A 19,161-nucleotide genomic window follows, 5' to 3' on the forward strand; every position below is an offset into this window, starting at 1 on the left:
TTTAGCTAGGATAAATTTTATACTTTTTTGATTCTGTCAACGACTTTTTGTATGATCCAGTCAGGCGTACTTGCACCAGCACTTATGCCACACAAATTTTTGCCATCAAACCATGACTTTTCAAGCTCTTCTTCGCTTTCTATCAAGTAGCTATCTTCGCAGAATTTTTTAGATATTAGGTAGAGTTGTTTTGTATTTGAGCTATTTTTTCCACCGATTATTATCATCACGTCAGCCCTTTTTGCCAAATTTTTAGCAGCCTCTTGGTTTTCAAATGTTGCGTTGCAAATCGTGTTAAAAACGCGTACCTCTTTTACGTGAAGCATAAGGTAGTTTGCGATCTGCATAAATTTCTCGACTTTTCTAGTCGTTTGGCTAACAAGTGCGACCTTTTGCTTAAATTTAATGCCATCTAGCTCGCTCTCTTCAAGCACGACATAGACATTACCCTTGGCATATGACTTCACGCCCTTTACTTCAGGGTGATGCATGTCGCCATAAATTACCACATCATAGCCCTCTTCGCTCATTTTTTCACAAATTTGCTGTGGCTTTGTCACAAATGGACAAGTTGCGTCGATCACTTTTATGTCGCTCTTTTTTAACTCTGCAAGATCATTTTTAGTGATGCCATGAGTGCGGATGATCGCCTTTTTCTCATCTTTTAGCTCGTCTATGCCCTCAAGCGTTTTTACATTGTAGTTTTTCTCAAGCCTACTTATCTCTTCGTTATTGTGTATGAGCGGACCGATGGTCGCAGCATCTCCTGCATTTTCAGCAATCTTTATCGCCCTTTTTACACCAAAGCAAAATCCATAACTACTAGCAAGCTCAATCTTCAACTCTAGCTCCCATTTTCTTTAAAATTTCAGCAAAATTTGGAAATGAAGTGGCGATAAATTCACTCTTTTCTATCTGCATGCCGCACTTTAGTCCAAGCACAGCAAAACTCATTGCGATCCTGTGATCCCCGTGACTATCGATCGTGGCAAATTTAGCCTCTGAACCATTTATGATAAAGCCATCTTCAAGCTCGCTAGCATCAACGCCACACTGCTTTAACGCATTTATCGTGACAGCTATCCTATCGCTCTCTTTTACACGAAGCTCTTTAGCATTTGTCAGCTTGCTTTGGCCTTTGGCGCAGGCAAATGTGATGGCTAAAGCTGGGGCTTCATCAATGAGCCACGAGATATTTTCACTCACTTCTACACCTTTTAAATTTGGCGAGTACTTGACCTCGATATCGCCAATATCTTCATATTTGCTTGAAATTTTGTGAAATTTTATCTCAGCTCCCATTTTTTCTAGAATTTTATAAGCTTCGATGCGAGTTTTATTTAGCAAGACATTTTTTAAAATAATATGTGAGCCCGGAATGATAAGTGCTGCGACCGCAAAGAAAAATGCAGAACTTGGATCATTTGGCACGTCTATATCAAGCGGCGCGAGTGGGGCTTTCATCGGCTCTAGTGTGATCTCTAAGTTGTCACGCTTTATATCAGCTCCCATGCCAGCAAGCATGCGCTCGGTGTGATCCCTGCTTAGCTCTGGCTCACTAAATTTGCAACCATTTGAGTAAAGAGCCGCTAGTAAAAGCGCACTTTTTACCTGGGCTGAGGCGATCTTGCTATCAAAACTAAATCTTTCAAATTTCGTCCCTCTTATGCAAAGTGGAGCATTGTTTGCGTTGTTTGCACCATCTATCTTTGCGCCCATATCATTTAGAGGTTTTGCTATTCTAGCCATTGGACGTGAGTTTAAATATCTATCACCACTTAGCACAAAAAAGCCATCCTGTACGGCTAGTAATCCCATAAAAAGCCTCATCGCCGTACCAGAGTTACCACACTCTAAAATTTCATTTGGCTCTTTTATCTTTTGTGGCGGTGTGATGGTTATTTCAGAGCTACTATCTTCAACCTTCGCTCCCAAAAGCTGGACTATCTTTAAAGTATTTAGCGTATCGCCAGCCCTTAGATAGTTTCTAACGCGAGATGGTTTATCGCTTAAAAGCGAAAAGATCGCGCATCTATGCGATATTGATTTATCCGCTGCGATGTCGTCAATAGTTAAATTTAGACTTTTTTCTAATGGATAAATTCTCATCTTATTCCGATATTTAGTTTCTCTTTTAGCTCGCTTAAAATTTTATCCATAAGTGCGTTTATATCGTCATCTTCAAGCGTTTTTTCCATATCCTGGAATGTAAATTTAAGGCTAAGGCTGATCGAGCCATTTAGCTTCGCATCTTTATAAATATCAACTGGTAAAAATTCTTTTAGCTCTTTTAGATTTAGCCCTCTTATGCACTCATAAATTCGTCCAGCCTCGAAATTTTCAGGCACGATGAGACTAAGATCCCTTGTTGTGCTTTGAAATTTAGAGTAAGGCACTGCCAAGATCGGTTCAAATTTAAGCTTCGCAAAATCTATCTCGCAGACGTAAGTTCTTGGCAGATCTCTTTTTGCCTCTACTCTTGCATCAACTCTGCCGATATAACCAATATTTTCGCCATTTTGATAGATGTATGCTTGCTCGTATGGGCTAAGATATGAGATACACTGGCAAGGTTTTAGTTCAAATTTGCCTATGACATTTTGCACCATCGCCGCAAATGCGTAGAAATTTGCCTCTTCGCCCTTTGCGCCATTTATCAGCGTAGGCTCTTTTAAAAGTCCAGACACAACAAAGCCTAAATTTAAGCCCTGATTTACATTTTCATCAAAAATTTCTCCAAGCTCAAATAGTCTAACTGAGCGTTTCGAGTTTTTGATATTTTTCTCGCTTGAGCTTAGAAGGTGATTAACAAGTGTCGGTCTAAGCGTGTTTAACTCGTTATTTATAGGATTTAGTATCTTGACTTTGCATGGCTTAAAATTTAGCTCACTAAGCTCGTCCTCACTATCAAAGACATAGTGCACGCTTTCAAAAAAGCCATTATCAGCCGCTCTACACCTTAGATTTAGGGCGTTTTTATAGTCAAAATATGTCTTATTTAGCCTATTTTTCTCAGAGAAATTTAGTGGCTTTGAGGCGATATTGTCTATGCCTATTATTCTTACGATCTCCTCGCAAACATCGTGAGAATTTACTATATCATGGCGAAATAACGGTACTTTTACATTAAAACTTTCTTGCTCAACATTTACTGCGATCTCAAAGCCAAGTTTCTTTAAAATTTTAACGACATCATTTCTAGCAATATCTTGACCGATCATATTTTTAATCTCAAAAAGAGAGATGCTAAGCGTGATAGGCTCGGTGTTTAAAAGCGACTGCTGTGAGCCAGCAAAGAGATTTAGCGCATCTTTAAAATTGGCAAGTCTTTTAAATAAATAATCCGCACCATAAGCTAAATTTGGCTCGCTACCACGACTTGAGCGATAAATTTGATCACCCTTTGGTAAATTTTTATTTTCAAAAATAGCTTTTGAAACAATATCTGGCTTTACGTAGCTAGCTTCTACTAGGATCACTTTTGACTTCTCATCTACCCTTGCTACGTCACTTTGGTAAATTCCAGCAATGCCTAAATTTTTATCCCCGCAATAAACGATGCATTCGCCATTTTCGCCATTTTTTATATCAAAAACAGCCTTTTCGCCTTCACTTACTAGTTTAGCCTGATCATAAGCCCTAAATAAAACACCAGTGCAAAATGTCGCGTATTCAAGCAGTCTCTCAACTAAATTTGTCTTTTGACACTCTATTAATGCTAGACGCATGCGAGTTATTAGATTTTCATATAGTCCTTCTTTTAGCTCAAAAGCCTTATACAAAAATGACCCATTTACTTTATCCTCTACTCGCACAGAAGCTATTCTGCCAATACCTAGTAAATTTTCGCTCTCATCGTCTTCGTGACTATCTTTCATATTTAGATCAAGCGCTGCACAAATTTCTCTTGCGATGCCATGTAAATTTTGGCAATCGCCTCTGTTTGCTGTGACATCAACTTCGATTATCGTATCTTTAAATATCTCAAATTCGCTAAGACTTGTACCAAGTTTTAGCTTGCCAATACTCTCATCAAGCGGTAAAATTCCATCGTTTACCTTTGGAAGTCCCAGCTCACTTGAAGAGCAGATCATACCACTTGACTCGATACCTCTTAGCTTTGCTTTTTTTATCTCAAGACCATTTGGCATAGTCGTGCCAATAAGTGCAACTGGCACAAATTGACCAGCTTCAACATTTTTAGCCCCACACACGATCTGAAGCGTCTCTCCACCAACATCTACTTGACAAACGCTTAGTTTATCGGCATCTGGATGTTTTTCTCTGCTTTTTATGTAGCCAACCACGATACTCTTTGGTAAATTTATCTCTTTATAACTATCAACCTCTAGCCCAATAGAATTTAATGTCTTTGAAAGTGTCTCGCCGCTAACGTCGCTAAGGTCGATCCACTCGTTTAACCAATGCTTTGAAATTATCATTTAAACTGCTCCAACAATCTTAAATCTCCCTCAAAAAGCGACCTTAGATCAGGCACTCTATGAAGCAACATTGCAAATCTCTCAACGCCAAGGCCAAAGGCGTATCCGCTTACATTTTTATAGCCAACCGCCTTAAATACATTTGGATCAACGACGCCGCATCCAAGTACCTCAAGCCAAGTAGTCTGCTTGCATACTCTGCAGCCCTTGCCGTGGCAGAATATACAACTGATATCAACCTCTGCGCTAGGCTCCGTAAATGGGAAGAAGCTAGGGCGAAAACGTACTTCAACATCGCCAAACATGTGCTTTAAAAAGCCCTCAAGCATTGATTTTAAATTTGCAAAGCTAACTTTCTCAGCATCTTCCACAACAAGGCCCTCGACTTGGTGAAACATCGGTGTATGCGTTAAATCCATATCACGTCTAAAAACAGTACCTGGCGCTATCATGCGAATAGGCGGCTTTTGATTTAGCATAGTTCGCACCTGAACTGGGCTCGTATGCGTCCTTAAAAGTCTAAAATCATCTAGATAAAATGTATCTTGCATATCCCTTGCTGGGTGGTATTTTGGTAAATTTAGCGCCTCAAAGTTGTGAAAATCATCTTCTATAAGCGGTCCAGTCTCGAGCGAGAAATTTAGAGCTAAAAAATACTCAATTATCTTATCCATCGTAGCCATCACAGGATGAAGTGCCCCGCTAGCCACTGGCTCATTAAATAGCGTGATATCAGCGGCTTCTTTTTTCATCTTATTATCTATCTCTTGCTCGCTAAGCTCAGCTTTTTTAGCTTCTATTAGCGCGCCAAGTTCATCTCTTTGCTTATTTAAATTTGCTGCAAATTCCTTTTTCTCGTCCTCGCCAAGCTCTTTTAGCTTTGCAAAGCCTTGCGCCAAGATGCCCTTTTTGCCAAAAATTTCTACCCTGACTTTTTCCAAATCATCAAGCGTTGAAATTTCATTTTTGATTTTATTAACGAAATCTTGCAATTTTTTACCTTTATAAATTTTTGAGTCGATTTTATAGAAAAAGAGTTAAAATCAAGATAAAGAGCACGAAATTTAAGCACACTTTGATATAATTTTGCAAAATTTCAAAGGAGCTAAAATGACCATATTTGAAAAGATCGTAGCTGGTGAAATCCCTTGCAACAAAGTGCTTGAAAGCGAGAAATTTCTAGCTTTTAACGACATAAACCCAAAAGCACCGATCCACATCCTAATCATCCCAAAAAAACACTATAAAAATTTCCAAGAAATGGATCCGGTTTTAATGGGAGAGATGACAAAATTTATCCAAGAAGTGGCGACCTTAATGGGCGTTGATAAGAGCGGATACCGCCTTATAACAAACTGCGGTGAAAACGGCGGTCAAGAAGTTATGCATCTGCATTTTCACCTGCTTGGCGGAGCTAAGCTTGGCTGGAGCGAAGGCGTAGCTGATCCACAAAGCACATTTTAATAACTTATAAATCTTAGACTCAAAGCATGAGTCTAAGATTTTATTTTCTTGCAGACTTAATAGCTTCAAGCAACTCTTCAAAACCTACTTTACTTGAGTTTTCAACATCTTTTAATATTTCAACGCCAGGTAGATTTCCTTTATCTTTATCAGCAAAAATAACCATCGCTTTTTCTAAGCCATGATGAACATTTTCATGATGAGCTGCGATACTTGAGAGAATTTTGGCATCTTTTACAAGAGTATTTTTCACATCTTTTTCATACCATTTGCCAAATCTACACTCATGAACATCTTGAATTTTATTAAATTCATTTAAAAGTACGCCTCTATATCCATTTAACTTCATATTTATATGATCTATTTTTCCATTGCTTACATAGACTTCATTTGTAACATTTAAGGCCTGATTTAGGATATTTTGCGTATTTGCATTTACACTTGAGATATTTCCTTCAAATCCACCTAAAATTTTCATAGCATTTGCAGAAATTTTTGAGAAATTCTCACTCATTTCGATCATAGTGTTTGCACTTTGCTTAAGGCCATTTATATTTACTTCTACTTCAAGTGTCGCTTTTTGGGTACGTTCAGCTAGCTTTCTAACCTCATCTGCCACGACAGCAAAACCTCGTCCATGCTCACCAGCACGGGCCGCCTCAATAGCAGCATTTAGAGCTAGCAAATTTGTCTGATCTGAGATGTCTTTAATTAGATTTATAATCTCAGCAATCGAATTTACGCTTCCATTAAGCGAAGAAGCGTCATTTGAAAGGTCATTGCTCATCTGGCTTACTTGCTCGATCGAGTTTAAAATTTCAGCCGTTTGCGACTTGAGTTCGCCCGTCTCTTTGAAAGTCTTTTCATTTAGTCCGTTTATACTTTCAAGCATTTTTAGGTTTTCTTCCATTGTTAATTGCAAGAAATTTATGCCATCTTGATAACTTGAAAGCAATAAATTTACAGCCTCTTGCTTATCCTTGGCTTGCTCTTTTGGCTCGCAAGTTTTAACGTTTTTTAGCTCCTCTTTAAGTGCTAAAATTTCAGCCTTTAAAGCTTCATTTTCTCTCTCTAAAGCTTCGTTTTTACTAGAAAGCTCTTTATTTTTGCCATCAAAAAACATTTTTCATCCTTTAAAATTTGTAGATTTTGCGTAATTATAACTCTTTTTTCTTAAGCCAGTAATCTAAAATTTCTATCTGCTCATCAACGCTTTTATTTGCCGTGCCGCCTTTTGAAGTGCGAGCCTCTTTGGAAGCGTGCAGATCTAAAAATTTAATAGCATTTGCATCTAAATTTTCATCCACACTTTTTAGCTGCTCTTCGTTTAGTTCACTCAAATCAAGTCCTAAACTTTCAGCTTTTGCGACAGCTTTGCCTGTGATAAAATGCGCCGTTCTAAATGGAATATTTTTTTCACGCACTAGATAGTCTGCCAAATCAGTGGCACTTAGATGCCCATTTTTTGTCGCTTTTAGCATGTTTTTTTCGTTAAATTTAGCTGTTTTTATCATCTCGTTTAGGATAGTAGCCGAGCTTAAAATGGTTAAGACGCTGTCAAACACGCCCTCTTTATCTTCTTGCATATCTTTATTATAAGCAAGTGGCAGGCCTTTCATTGTAGTTAGTAGCGCTACCAAATTTCCATTTACGCGCCCAGTTTTACCGCGTATGAGTTCAGCGACGTCTGGATTTTTCTTTTGAGGCATTATGGAACTTCCTGTGCTATAAGCATCGCTAATGCTTACAAAGCCAAATTCTTGAGAGCTCCAAAGTATAAGTTCCTCGCAAAGCCTAGAAGCGTGCGTCATAAAAACGCTAATGTTAAATAAAATTTCCAGCGCAAAATCACGGTCGCTCACGCTATCCATCGCATTTTGCGTGCAACCTGCAAAGCCAAGCTCGCTTGCAACGATAGTTCTATCTATCTTATGAGGAGTGCCTGCAAGGGCTGCTGAACCAAGTGGGCTTAGGTTGTTTCGCTCATATGAGCTAATAAAACGCTCGAAATCTCTTTTAAACATAAATGCATATGCTAGCAAGTGATAGCTAAGGCTTACTGGCTGAGCGTGTTGAAGGTGTGTGTAGCCTGGCATTAGCGTATCTTTGTGGTTTTTTGCCAAATTTGTAAGCGTGGCGATGAGCTCTTTTATACATGAAGAAATTTCTAAATTTTTCTTCAATACGTAAAATTTAAAATCAAGCGCGACTTGGTCATTTCTACTTCTAGCTGTGTGCAGTCTGCCTCCAAGCTCGGCGCCGATGATCTGGCTAAGTCGCTTCTCAACTGCCATATGTATATCTTCATCTTCTAACTTAAACTCAAATTTACCTGCTCTTATCTCAGATAAAACCTCACCAAGCCCCTTTATGATCGCCTCTGACTCATCTTTTTTTAAAATTCCACAAACCCCAAGCATCTTTGCATGAGCCTTACTTCCAGCGATATCTTCTTCAAAAAGATTTTTATCAAAATTTATAGAGGCATTAAATTCCTCAAGTAACTTCGAGCTAGCCTCGCTAAATCTACCCTCCCACATCTTTTTGTGTGCGTTTTCATCTTTTTTCATAGCTTTACCTTTAATTAGTTTTGCGTGATTTTAACAAAATAGCACTTAACTGGGTATTTTAACTATAAAGTTGCAAAAAAGTTATAAATATAATTTATCTTTAAGGATATAGAAATATAATTCAAAATATAACTTTTTAAAAACTATTTTAATTTTCTATTGAATATAGTTTAAAATAAAAATAATCTATAAGAGGAAGGATGATATGCAAATAGACGCAAATATGAACTCAAATATTTTCTATCATGATGGCTATACATCTATCTCTTCAAATAGCTCAAAAACAAGCATGCTAGTATCTTCCGGCTATGACAAGAAAGATATTGTTAGAAGCAATGAAGTACATGTAGAACAAAGAGAAGATGCTAAAATTTCCTCTATAATTATTAATAAAGTAAGTGCCATACACTTACAAAAAGACTTAGAAAAATTACAAGATCAAAAGCTAGATATTTCGCATCAAATTTCAAGCATCCAAAGCCTAAAAGATCGTAACTCTATGCAAATGCTTCATTACTTAAATTTAGAGCAGTCAGCAATCCAAAATAATATTTTAAGTATTAAAACTCAAATGATAGAAATGGCACAAGCTTAAAACTAAGCCTTGCCAATAATAGTTTCTAAAACTAGGCAAAAATCCTCTAAAAAATATCCCATTGATTTATAAAAATTACTAGTTGCGTCTTTTTGGATATCTTTTGAAAGCTGTTTAGCATAAGGCAAGAAAAATGAGACACTAAAAGCCACAAGAAGCTTCATAGACTCCTTAGATACTTCACTTTTTAACATATTTGCTATTAAAATTAACTGATTTGAGATGCTATCAACCTCGCCCATTTTTGGCTGAAAATTTATAGCCTTATAAAATTGAACTAGATCATCTTTTGCAGAAGAAAAATAGTAGCTTGCCTCAAATTTTGACTTTAAAATGACAAAATCGTCACATAAAGCAGCACTACTTTCATCTTTGATAAATTTGGCATAAAGCTCGTTACCTTTTTTATTTGTTTCGTTATTTGTCTGCGTTATCCACGCATTTGTCTTTTTGATACGCATAAAAGATGAAACATCCAAAATACCACTAAAATTTGCAGCAAGCGCAGCCGCTACAACGCTATAAAGTTCTCCAAGTTTCAAATTTTAATCCTTAAGTCGTAGATATCTAAGTCTAAGTGCGTTTAAAACAACAGTAACAGAGCTAAGACACATCGCCATTGAGCCATAAACTGGGCTTAAAAGTAGCCCAAAGACTGGATAAAATACGCCTGCAGCCACCGGGATACAAATCGCGTTATACATAAACGCCCAAAATAAATTTTCTTTTATGTTTGCCATAGTAGCATTTGCTAATCTAACTAGTCCAGTCACTCCACGCAAATCATTTTTAATAAGCACGATATCTCCAGCACCTTTTGCTATATCTGAGCCCGAGTTCATAGCGATACCAACACTTGCTTCTTTAAGTGATGGTGAGTCGTTTACGCCATCTCCAACAAAGATAACGCCACCATGATTTGTAAGCTCTTTTATCTCATTAAATTTATCTTCAGGCAGCATATTTGCGTGATATTTACTCACATTTAGCTTCTTGGCAATACTTGCAACCACCTTCTCATCATCGCCTGAAAGGATCACACTTTGTAAATTTAGACTTGTAAGCTCGTTTATAACATCGCTTGCCTCGTCTTTTAGCTCATCACTAAGCGTTAAAAAACCAACAAATTTTTTATTTATAGCACAAAGTATGACGCCGCTTCCATCGTTTGTAGCCTCTTTTATAGCGTTACTTTCATCCGGATTTAAACTTACTTCATTTTCCAAAAGCAACTTTTCGTTTCCGATTATTATCTGATTATTCTCATCCTCATAGATGATGCCTTGCCCGACAACATTTTGAAATTTTCCATTTAGCTTTTGTAAATCTATACATTTTTGCTTTGCATATCTAACGATAGCTTTTGAGATGAGATGCTCACTTAAATTTTCAGCAGAAGCGATAAGAGCTAAATCTTGCTCGCTTAAATTTGAGCTTTTGACGCTGATTTGCCCTTTACTAAGTGTGCCGGTTTTATCAAAAGCTACAAATTTAGCATCTTTTATTAGCTCTAAAACTTCTGGATTTTTTACTAAAATTCCAGCTTTTGCACCGCGTGCAAGCGAGCTTACTATTGCTATTGGCGTAGCAAGTCCAAGAGCGCATGGACATGAGATGATAAGAACGCAGATCGCGCTAGAGATCGCATAGGCGAAATTTCCACTAAAAATTATCCATATTAAAAATGTAAGAACTGAGATCGCCACGACACTTGGCACAAAGATGTTTGCTATCTTGTCAGCCAGCCGTCCGATAGGCATCTTTTTAGAGCTAGCGTCGCTTAGTAGGTTTAAAATTTGAGATAGCAAGCTCTCGTAAGAGCTCTTTGTCACCTTGACGCTTATGTAGCCATTTGTGTTTAGAGTGCCGGCAAATACGCCATCTCCCACCTCTTTATAAACTGGCAAGCTCTCTCCTGTAAGCATAGAAGCATCTATCTCAGCGCCACCTTGAACTATCACGCCATCACTTGGGATGTTGTAGCCATTTTTTACGATGACGATGTCGCCTACTTTTAGCTCATTTACATTTACCTCTTTACTATGTCCATCTGGCATGACCAAAAAGGCGGTTTTTGGAGAAATTTTAAGTAGCGTCTTTAGGTAGTCGCCTGCCTTTGCCTTTGAGCGCTCTTCAAGATACTTACCTAGCAAAACAAAGGCTATTATCATCGCTGCGCCCGAGACATAGACATTTTTTAGATCATCTGGGATGAAATCTGAAAAGATCACAGCAAAAAGCGAGTATAAAAATGCACTGCCGCTTCCAAGAGCTACAAGCACGTTCATATCGTAGTTTTTGTTTTTAACAGCCTCTATGGCGTGAGCAAAGAAGTCTTTGCCACTAAAAGCTAGCACCAAAAAGCCAAGCGCTAAAATGGCTAAATTTACAACCACGCTAGGCCTTACAAACATCTCAAGCGCCATGATGACCATGCTCGCTAGAAATGCAAATATAAATTTATTTCTGATCGCAGTTATATGCTCGTCTCTTTTGGCTTCAAATTCATCAATATTTGTCGCCACAAAATAGCCAAGCTTCTTTATCTTTTGCTCTAAAACTTCACGCACGCTAGCGTCTTTTAGGACAAATTCGCCGCTTGCATTTGCAAAATTTACATTTGCTTCAAGCACCCCATCTATCTTTTTAGAAACTTTCTCGATAGCGTTTGAGCAATTTACGCAGCTCATTCCAGCTATATTTAGTTTGACTTTTAAAGGCATATCAAAGCTCCTTTATAACGTCAAATCCAAGATCAGCCATTTCTGATTTAAATTTCTCTACATCGCCATCTTTTATATCGACGCTTACTTGTCTTGGCTCTTTGTTAAGATCAACTTCTATCTCGCCAAAGTCATCTTCAAGTGCGTTTTTTATAGTGTTTGCGCAGTTTTGGCAGTGGATATTGTTTACTTCAAATGTTTTCATATTATCTCCTTTATCATATGGTCGTATTCATGTAAATTTACAATTTTCTTTACATTAAATTTAAAACCCAAACTCTCGTAAAATTTACGAACTTTTGGTTTATTTGTATCTACTATTAATGAAACCTTTTTATGCCCTAGCTCTTTTGCCTTGACAAACGAATGCCTTATGAGCTCTTTTGCAAGCCCTTGGCCTCTAAAATTTTCATCAACAGCGATACTATCTATATAAAACTCATCGTCAAAACACTCTTTTTCTACCTTGTTATCTTTGCCAAGAGCCATTAAATGCTGTGAAATTTCTCTATCAAGCTGCTCCACGTCGCCACCAAAGTAAGCACACATAGCAGCTATAATTTCCTCGTTATGTTTATAAACAAAGACATTTTTATAGCTTAGTCTATTTGTCTCACTTTTGAAAAAAATTTCTAAAATTTCATCACTTTTAATAGGATCGTCGTAGCCACTTAGCTTATAGGCGATATCCTCCATTGCTAGATTTAGTAGCTTTATGCAGCTTTTTGCATCTTGTTTTTGAGCATTTTTTATCATGGCTTGATTATATGCCTTTAGCTTAAATTTTTACCAAATATTTTTTTAAATTTACAAATTAGGCGCTTTGGCTGGCAAACTAAAAATGTTTTAAAAAAGTATAAAATTTTTTTAGTTATAATCCGTAAAAAATTTATTTAAGGATATTTATGGGACGAGCATTTGAGTACCGAAGAGCGGCAAAAGAAGCTAGATGGGATAAGATGAGCAAGGTATTTCCAAAACTTTCAAAAGCTATAACAGTAGCTGCAAAAGATGGTGGTTGTGATCCAGATATGAACCCTAAACTTCGCGCAGCTATCGCAGCAGCAAAAGCTGAAAATATGCCAAAAGATAACATCGATGCAGCTATAAAAAGAGCAAATGGCAAAGATAGCGCCGATATTAAGACTATTTTTTATGATGGTAAAGCAGCTCACGGCGTGCAGATCATCGTTGAGTGTGCGACTGACAATCCAACGAGAACAGTTGCCAATGTTAAAGCGATATTTAGCAAAAATGGTGGAGAAATTTTGCCAAGTGGTAGCCTTAGCTTTATGTTTACAAGAAAGAGCGTTTTTGAGCTTGAAAAACCAAGCGCAGACATCGAAGAGATCGAGCTTGAGCTGATAGACTACGGCCTAAGCGATATCGAGGCTGACGATGAGACGCTATTTGTTTACGGCGACTATGCAAATTTTGGCACACTTCACGAGGGCATAGAGAAGCTAAATTTAGTAGTTAAAAAAGCTTCACTTCAGTACCTACCAAACCAAGCTGTAAATTTAGACGAAGAGCAGATGCTTGAAGTTGAGAGACTTCTTGATAAGCTAGAAGATGATGATGACGTTCAAGCAGTTTATACAAATATCGAATAAAAGGGAAATACATGCGTTTTGATGAATTAAAAGTTTATGATATAAATTTAGATGAACTTAAAAAAGATAAATTTGTAGTTTTAGAGACAGACAAAGGCGAGATCAGACTTGAACTTTTTGCCGAAGAAGCTCCACAAGCTGTCGCAAATTTTGTCCATTTGATAAGATCAGGCTTTTATAATGGCCTAAATTTTCACAGAGTTATACCAAATTTTGTCATCCAAGGTGGCTGCCCAAATGGAACAGGCACGGGCGGTCCTGGCTGGAGAATAAAATGTGAATGTAGCAATCAAAAGGTAAAACACGAGCGCGGTAGCCTAAGCATGGCTCATGCAGGTCGCGATACTGGCGGATCGCAGTTTTTCATCTGTCATAGCAAGCAACCTCATCTTGATGGCGTGCATACAGTCTTTGGAAAATGCGTTGATGAAGAGAGCCTAAAGGTGCTTGACGCTATAAGACAAGGCGATAAGATCATCTCTGCTAAGATCAGAGAAAGCCTATAAAGGGGAAATTTATGAATAATGCTAAAAAGCAAGGAAATCTTGCTGTAAGATTATTTACCAATCTTGCCTTTTGGGTTGTGATCGGTATTGTTGGTGGTGTTATCGTTGGCATGGTCGCACCTGAGCTTGGTATAGCAAGCAAGCCAGGCATTGATTATTTTATAAAAGCACTTAAAATTTTAATCGGTCCTATTATCTTTTTAACGATCGTTTCAGGTATCGTTGGGCTTGAAAGTTTAAAAGATCTTGGATCTATTGGATTAAAGGCATTTATCTATTTTGAGATAGTTAGCACACTTGCGCTTGCTGTTGGTATCATCTTTGGCGAGACACTTCGTCCAGGACATGGCATGAATCTTGACTATACTCAGCTTGATGCCTCAAGCGTAGCTAAATTTACATCTCAAGCTGCAAATATGGACGCAAATAGCGGATTTGTAGCACATACACTTCATCTTTTAAGAGGTGCTATGCCAGTAGATGATATTTTCCCTTACGTGCATATACTTGATCCATTTATAAAATCAAACACACTTCAAGTACTTTTCATGGCTATTATCGTTGCCATCGTACTTTCGCTGCTAACTCATGATAAAAAACAAGCTTGCCTAAAGCCACTTGAATTTATTCAGCACTATGTCTTAAAACTTCTTAGTTGGCTTATGTTCTTTAGCCCAGTGGCTGCATTTTCGGCTATGGCTTATCTAATCGGCAAATTTGGTATCGGAACGCTTCTTGGCATGATGGAGCTTTTGGTTGTTATGGCACTTGCGAGCTGCTTTTTTATCTTTGTCGTGCTTGGCATTATTTGCTATTTTGCAAAAATCAATGTCTTTAAATTTATGCGTTTTATTTCAAAAGAAGTATTGGTAGTCTTTGCGACAAGCTCGAGCGAAACAGCTCTTGCACCACTTATGCAAAAGCTAGAATCAGCTGGTATAAATAGAGGTGCTGTCGGCCTTATCATTCCAACTGGTTACTCATTTAACCTTGACTGCACCAACATCTATCTAAGTTTAAGCGTTATTTTCTTAGCTCAAGCATTTAACATCCCGCTAAGTTTTGAGCATCTAATAAGTATACTAATCGTGCTAATGATCACAAGCAAAGGCGCTGTTGGCGTGACAGGATCAGGCTTTGTTGTCCTTGCTGGAACACTAAGCGCACTTCCAAGCACTGGCATACCAGTCGTCACCGTAGCCGTGCTACTTGGCGTTGATAAATTTATGTCAGAGATGCGTGCTGTTGGTAACCTTTGCGGTAATGCCGTTGGCTGCATGATCGTATCTATCTGGGATAAAAAGGTCGATATGGAGAAATTTAGATACGCACTAGATCATCCAGAGGAATTTCACTTTCACTCATAAATATACATTTATAACTATAAGGGCAACTTTGCCCTTATTTTTTCTTTTTACCCTAAATTTATGCGATCTATCTCCTCCTCAAACCTATTAAAAATTTTTAGAAAGTAACACAATAAACAATATTTGATAACTGGTTCAAGCACAAAAAGAAAAACTAGGAGCTAAGTGTAATAAGAAAATTTTATTAGTAACTAATATATTTGGCAATATCTAATATTTTGTTACTTACTAGAATAAATTTACAAATGTAACACTTGAGATTGGAATTTAGAAGAGAGATACTTTAAATTTAGTCATATCAAAAATATCAAATAAAAAGACTAGCCTTGCAAGAAGCTTTGCAAGGCTATACAAATTAAGCTTTTGGACCAGCTTTAGCGTACTCAACGCCCTCTTTTACATCTTCGTAACGTTTGAAATTTTCAACAAACATTTTAGCAAGTTTATCGCGTGAAGCGTTATACTCAGCCGGATTTGTCCATGTGTTTATTGGATTTAGCAGTTTTGTCTCGACACCATCAAGCTCTTTTGGGATAGCGAAGTTAAATTTATCAAAATTTTCAAATTCGCATTTTGTGATGCTGCCATCAAGGATCGCATTTATGCAAGCACGAGTTGCTTTTATGCTCATACGCTTGCCAACGCCGTAAGCACCACCGCTCCAGCCTGTATTTACAAGATAGACATTAACGCCGTGCTTATCGATCTTCTCGCCAAGCAATTTTGCATAGACAGTTGGGTGAAGTGGCATAAATGGCTCGCCAAAGCAAGCGCTAAAAGTAGCAACAGGCTCAGTTATACCGCGCTCTGTGCCAGCAACTTTTGCTGTGTAGCCACTTAAGAAATAATACATCGCCTGCTCTTTTGTCAGCTTTGCAACTGGAGGAAGCACGCCAAAAGCGTCAGCACTTAAAAAGATGATGTTTTTTGGATGGCCAGCGCTTGAGCTTGGCTCGTAGTTGTCGATGTGATAGATCGGATAGCTCACGCGTGTGTTTTCAGTCTTTGAGCCATCTTTGTAATCAACCACGCCCTTTTCGTCAGCCACGACGTTTTCAAGTAGCGCATCACGCCTAATCGCTGCGTAAATTTCTGGCTCGCTGCTTGGATCAAGGTTGATACATTTTGCGTAGCAACCGCCCTCAAAATTAAACACGCCATCATCGTCCCAGCCGTGCTCATCATCACCTATTAACTTGCGTTTTGGATCAGTTGAAAGTGTCGTTTTACCAGTGCCAGATAGACCAAAAAATAGCGCCGTATCGCCCTTCTCGCCTACGTTTGCAGAGCAGTGCATGCTTAGTTTACCCTCAAGTGGCAACCAGTAGTTCATCATAGAAAAAATACCCTTTTTCATCTCGCCGCCGTACCATGTGCCGCCGATCACTGCAACATTTTCTTCGACGTTAAAGATAACAAAGACATCTGAATTTAGTCCATCAGCCTTGTAGTCATCATTTTTTGTTTTACAAGCGTTATACACTACAAAATCAGGCTCAAACTTAGCCAATTCTACGTCGCTTGGGCGGATAAACATATTTTTTACAAAGTGCGCTTGCCACGCTACTTCTGTGACAAAACGAACTGATTTTTTACTCTTTTTGCTAGCTCCACAAAATGCATCTTGGATAAAAATTTCTTTACCACTTAGTTGCTCTTTTGCTTTTTTAAGAAGCTTATCAAATAGCTCTTTTGTGATAGGCTGATTTATCTTGCCCCAAGCGATGTATTTTTGGCTTGGATCTTGCTTGACAAAGTACTTATCTTTTGGGCTTCTACCTGTAAAAATTCCAGTATCAACCATAAATGTGCCGTTACTTGAAACCCTACCCTCGTTATTTGCCTTTTCAAGCTCAAAAAGCTCGTCGTAACTTAGATTGTGATTTATCTTTTTGATCTCTTTTAGACCTAGTTCGTCTAGTTTATTTATCATGTTATTTCCTTTTAAAATTTTCATTTTTTATAAATTCTGACCTAAAAGTCATCAAAATGTTAATCAAATTTCGCTTAACACTATCTTTTTAAAAGTGGCAAATTTATTTAAATTTAGCTACTACTTGATTGTTCGCGACGCTTTGACCTTTGCTAACTTCAATAGAGCCTATCACACCATCTTTTGGGGCTTTGACCTCTATCTCCATCTTCATTGCTTCAAGCACGACTACAGCTTGCCCTTTTTTGACTTGATCGCCTGGACTTACTAAAATTTTATGCACAGCGCCCGGCAAGCTAGCAACGATATCATTTGCTGTTGCGCCTGCTGCTGCACTTTTAGCATTTTTTACGCTCTTGCCTTCAACTTCGGTAATCGATTTAACTTGGATGCTATCGTTAAAGCCCTCGCTTACTTCGACATTGTAGCGGCTACCATTTACGACGACACTATATCTGCCACTTTGAGTTTGTCTGCCCTCGTTTGCTTTAGCATTTGGATCGATCTTTCTTACATTTACTTTAGCTTCACCTTTTAAAAATGCGATGCCTTTTTCTTTACAAGCTGCTGCTATAAAGACGTTTTCTTCAGTAACTTTGATCTTATTTTGTTTTAAAATTTCTTTTACATGAGCAAGCGACTTACTCTCATCTTTATCAGCTATATCAACTGCGTGTTTTGTAGTTGGTTTTAGCCCTAGTTGCTCGCTTGCAAGCTTGATGATCTCTTTATCAGGCGTAACTGGCGTCTTGCCAAAGTAGCCAAGCACCATTTTGCCATATCCCTCAGCAATCTTTTTCCACTTGCCAAACATCACATTATTAAAGGCTTGCTGGAAGTAAAACTGGCTAACAGGGGTTACTGAAGTACCGTATCCACCCTTTTGCACGACCTCGCGCATAGCAAGGATGACCTCTGGGAATTTATCTAAGATGTTGTTATCTCTCATCATCTGGGTATTTGCAGTGAGCGCACCACCAGGCATAGGGGAAAATGGTATTAGAGGGCTTACTTGCACGGCTTCAGGTGGCAAGAAATACTCTTTTAAGCAATCATTCAAAACGCTTTCGTATTTTAAAATTTTCTCCACATCAAGTCCGCCAAGATCATAATTTTTGCCTTTTACTGCGTGAAGCATGGTTAAGATATCTGGCTGACTTGTACCGCCACTTACTGGGCTTGCAGCTAGATCTATTCCATCAACGCCAGCTTCAAGCGCTGCAAGATAGCAAGCCACACTTACGCCTGCGGTTTCATGAGTGTGAAGTCTGATGTGAGTTTTTTCAGGTAGTAGCTTTCTAGCCATTTTTATGGTTTCATAGACCTTTTGCGGGCTACTTGTGCCACTTGCGTCTTTAAAGCAAACGCTGTGATAAGGGATGTTTGCGTCTAAAATTTCTCTTAAAATTTTCTCATAAAATTTAACATCATGAGCTCCCGCACAGCCACTAGGCAGATCCATCATCGTAACTACGACTTCGTGTTTTAGTCCGTGATGTGCAATCCTCTCGCCTGAATATTTTAAATTTTCAACGTCATTTAGTGCGTCAAAATTTCTGATGGTGGTGGTTCCGTGTTTTTTGAAAAGCTTTGCGTGAAGGTCAATTAGCTCACGACTGCCGGTATCAAGTGTGACGGTATTTACGCCCCTACTTAGGGTTTGAAGGTTTGCTTTTGGTCCTACGATGCTTCTAAATTTATCCATCATCGCAAAAGCGTCTTCATTTAGGTAAAAATAAAGGCTTTGAAATCTCGCTCCGCCACCAAATTCAAAATGCTCTATGCCAGCCTCTTTGGCCGCTTCAAGCGCAGGCAAAAAGTCATTCATAAGCACTCTAGCGCCATAAACTGACTGAAAGCCATCTCTAAAGGTCGTATCCATAACATCGATAAATTTCTTCGCCATCACCCACCTCATTAATTTTATAAATTTATTTAAAGAATCCAT

17 protein-coding genes and 1 pseudogene are annotated in these 19,161 nt (G+C 38.3%); 5 read left to right on the plus strand and 13 right to left on the minus strand.

The genetic code is table 11. The features are described from left to right. Nucleotides 1-17 precede the first annotated feature (17 nt). The 4 genes from CVS93_RS04045 to pheS are packed head-to-tail and all read right to left on the minus strand — an operon-like array spanning nt 18 to nt 5,434. Nucleotides 18-842, minus strand: a complete 825-nt coding sequence (locus CVS93_RS04045) for a 4-hydroxy-3-methylbut-2-enyl diphosphate reductase (protein WP_107686665.1) — start codon at nt 840-842, stop codon at nt 18-20. Next, entirely contained in the window at nt 832-2,109 is a 1,278-nt protein-coding gene (aroA, locus tag CVS93_RS04050) for a 3-phosphoshikimate 1-carboxyvinyltransferase (protein WP_107686666.1), read from the minus strand. The genes CVS93_RS04045 and aroA overlap by 11 nt, the downstream gene beginning before the upstream one ends. Continuing rightward, complete coding sequence (pheT, locus tag CVS93_RS04055; RefSeq protein ID WP_107686667.1) at nt 2,106-4,442, minus strand: phenylalanine--tRNA ligase subunit beta; 2,337 nt, start codon at nt 4,440-4,442, stop codon at nt 2,106-2,108. Before pheT ends, aroA begins: the two co-directional genes overlap by 4 nt. Continuing rightward, nucleotides 4,439-5,434: a phenylalanine--tRNA ligase subunit alpha gene (gene pheS, locus CVS93_RS04060; protein WP_085657680.1), complete on the minus strand. Its 996-nt coding sequence runs from the start codon at nt 5,432-5,434 to the stop codon at nt 4,439-4,441. The genes pheT and pheS overlap by 4 nt, the downstream gene beginning before the upstream one ends. Nucleotides 5,435-5,552: 118 nt before the next feature. Between pheS and CVS93_RS04065 the strand changes: the two genes are divergently transcribed. Continuing rightward, a complete protein-coding gene (locus tag CVS93_RS04065; RefSeq protein WP_021091047.1) occupies nt 5,553-5,906 on the plus strand; it encodes a histidine triad nucleotide-binding protein in 354 nt (117 codons plus the stop codon). A gap of 40 nt (nt 5,907-5,946) precedes the next feature. Here the strand turns inward: CVS93_RS04065 and CVS93_RS10090 are convergent, their stop codons facing one another. The 3 genes and pseudogenes from CVS93_RS10090 to argH all read right to left on the minus strand — a co-directional run bounded on the left by CVS93_RS10090 (nt 5,947) and on the right by argH (nt 8,476). Continuing rightward, a complete protein-coding gene (locus CVS93_RS10090) occupies nt 5,947-6,255 on the minus strand; it encodes a CZB domain-containing protein (RefSeq protein WP_374048490.1) in 309 nt (102 codons plus the stop codon). An 84-nt stretch (nt 6,256-6,339) separates the two neighbouring features. After that, nucleotides 6,340-6,618 (minus strand): annotated as a pseudogene (locus CVS93_RS10095) (methyl-accepting chemotaxis protein); the annotation flags it as partial. Nucleotides 6,619-7,063: 445 nt separating this feature from the next. Continuing rightward, entirely contained in the window at nt 7,064-8,476 is a 1,413-nt protein-coding gene (argH, locus tag CVS93_RS04075; RefSeq protein ID WP_107686669.1) for an argininosuccinate lyase, read from the minus strand. Between the two features lie 205 nt (nt 8,477-8,681). Here argH and CVS93_RS04080 point away from each other — a divergent pair, with 205 nt between their 5' ends. After that, nucleotides 8,682-9,071, plus strand: a complete 390-nt coding sequence (locus CVS93_RS04080) for a hypothetical protein (RefSeq protein WP_107686670.1) — start codon at nt 8,682-8,684, stop codon at nt 9,069-9,071. Nucleotides 9,072-9,073: 2 nt separating this feature from the next. On the opposite strand, the gene CVS93_RS04085 is transcribed toward CVS93_RS04080, so the two are convergent. From CVS93_RS04085 to CVS93_RS04100, 4 genes are read right to left on the minus strand one after another with little or no spacing between them, the layout of a single operon-like run. Beyond that, nucleotides 9,074-9,613 carry an oxidoreductase gene (locus tag CVS93_RS04085; RefSeq protein ID WP_107686671.1) on the minus strand — a complete coding sequence of 180 codons (540 nt, stop codon included), beginning with the start codon at nt 9,611-9,613 and terminating at the stop codon, nt 9,074-9,076. A gap of 3 nt (nt 9,614-9,616) precedes the next feature. Further along, on the minus strand, nt 9,617-11,794 hold the full coding sequence (locus CVS93_RS04090; protein WP_107686672.1) for a heavy metal translocating P-type ATPase: 2,178 nt from the start codon (nt 11,792-11,794) through the stop codon (nt 9,617-9,619). A 1-nt stretch (nt 11,795) separates the two neighbouring features. Continuing rightward, complete coding sequence (locus CVS93_RS04095) at nt 11,796-11,999, minus strand: heavy-metal-associated domain-containing protein (RefSeq protein WP_107686673.1); 204 nt, start codon at nt 11,997-11,999, stop codon at nt 11,796-11,798. Further along, on the minus strand, nt 11,996-12,550 hold the full coding sequence (locus CVS93_RS04100; RefSeq protein WP_107686674.1) for a GNAT family N-acetyltransferase: 555 nt from the start codon (nt 12,548-12,550) through the stop codon (nt 11,996-11,998). The genes CVS93_RS04095 and CVS93_RS04100 overlap by 4 nt, the downstream gene beginning before the upstream one ends. Before the next feature lie 149 nt (nt 12,551-12,699). Here CVS93_RS04100 and CVS93_RS04105 point away from each other — a divergent pair, with 149 nt between their 5' ends. The 3 genes from CVS93_RS04105 to CVS93_RS04115 are packed head-to-tail and all read left to right on the plus strand — an operon-like array spanning nt 12,700 to nt 15,280. Continuing rightward, nucleotides 12,700-13,407 (plus strand): YebC/PmpR family DNA-binding transcriptional regulator, encoded by a 708-nt coding sequence (locus CVS93_RS04105; protein WP_107686675.1) that lies wholly within the window; start codon nt 12,700-12,702, stop codon nt 13,405-13,407. An 11-nt stretch (nt 13,408-13,418) separates the two neighbouring features. Beyond that, complete coding sequence (locus CVS93_RS04110; RefSeq protein ID WP_107686676.1) at nt 13,419-13,913, plus strand: peptidylprolyl isomerase; 495 nt, start codon at nt 13,419-13,421, stop codon at nt 13,911-13,913. 11 nt (nt 13,914-13,924) lie between these two features. Next, complete coding sequence (locus tag CVS93_RS04115) at nt 13,925-15,280, plus strand: cation:dicarboxylate symporter family transporter (protein WP_107686677.1); 1,356 nt, start codon at nt 13,925-13,927, stop codon at nt 15,278-15,280. A gap of 355 nt (nt 15,281-15,635) precedes the next feature. Here the strand turns inward: CVS93_RS04115 and pckA are convergent, their stop codons facing one another. Together pckA and CVS93_RS04125 are read right to left on the minus strand one after the other, a co-directional pair. Further along, nucleotides 15,636-17,210: a phosphoenolpyruvate carboxykinase (ATP) gene (gene pckA, locus CVS93_RS04120; RefSeq protein WP_199907231.1), complete on the minus strand. Its 1,575-nt coding sequence runs from the start codon at nt 17,208-17,210 to the stop codon at nt 15,636-15,638. A 106-nt stretch (nt 17,211-17,316) separates the two neighbouring features. Next, nucleotides 17,317-19,119: a biotin/lipoyl-containing protein gene (locus CVS93_RS04125; RefSeq protein ID WP_107686741.1), complete on the minus strand. Its 1,803-nt coding sequence runs from the start codon at nt 19,117-19,119 to the stop codon at nt 17,317-17,319. Between the last annotated feature and the right edge of the window lie 42 nt (nt 19,120-19,161).

This window comes from Campylobacter concisus (assembly GCF_003048535.1).
Classification (GTDB): Bacteria; Campylobacterota; Campylobacteria; order Campylobacterales; family Campylobacteraceae; genus Campylobacter_A; species Campylobacter_A concisus_S.

Coding starts and splice junctions, on each gene's coding strand:
- aroA (WP_107686666.1), bottom strand. CDS start 2,109: ATGAGAATTTATCCATTAGAAAAAAGTCTAAATTTAACTATTGACGAC.
- pheT (WP_107686667.1), bottom strand. CDS start 4,442: ATGATAATTTCAAAGCATTGGTTAAACGAGTGGATCGACCTTAGCGAC.
- CVS93_RS04065 (WP_021091047.1), top strand. CDS start 5,553: ATGACCATATTTGAAAAGATCGTAGCTGGTGAAATCCCTTGCAACAAA.
- CVS93_RS10090 (WP_374048490.1), bottom strand. CDS start 6,255: ATGAAGTTAAATGGATATAGAGGCGTACTTTTAAATGAATTTAATAAA.
- argH (WP_107686669.1), bottom strand. CDS start 8,476: ATGAAAAAAGATGAAAACGCACACAAAAAGATGTGGGAGGGTAGATTT.
- CVS93_RS04080 (WP_107686670.1), top strand. CDS start 8,682: ATGCAAATAGACGCAAATATGAACTCAAATATTTTCTATCATGATGGC.
- CVS93_RS04090 (WP_107686672.1), bottom strand. CDS start 11,794: ATGCCTTTAAAAGTCAAACTAAATATAGCTGGAATGAGCTGCGTAAAT.
- CVS93_RS04095 (WP_107686673.1), bottom strand. CDS start 11,999: ATGAAAACATTTGAAGTAAACAATATCCACTGCCAAAACTGCGCAAAC.
- CVS93_RS04100 (WP_107686674.1), bottom strand. CDS start 12,550: ATGATAAAAAATGCTCAAAAACAAGATGCAAAAAGCTGCATAAAGCTA.
- CVS93_RS04105 (WP_107686675.1), top strand. CDS start 12,700: ATGGGACGAGCATTTGAGTACCGAAGAGCGGCAAAAGAAGCTAGATGG.
- CVS93_RS04110 (WP_107686676.1), top strand. CDS start 13,419: ATGCGTTTTGATGAATTAAAAGTTTATGATATAAATTTAGATGAACTT.
- CVS93_RS04115 (WP_107686677.1), top strand. CDS start 13,925: ATGAATAATGCTAAAAAGCAAGGAAATCTTGCTGTAAGATTATTTACC.
- CVS93_RS04125 (WP_107686741.1), bottom strand. CDS start 19,119: ATGGCGAAGAAATTTATCGATGTTATGGATACGACCTTTAGAGATGGC.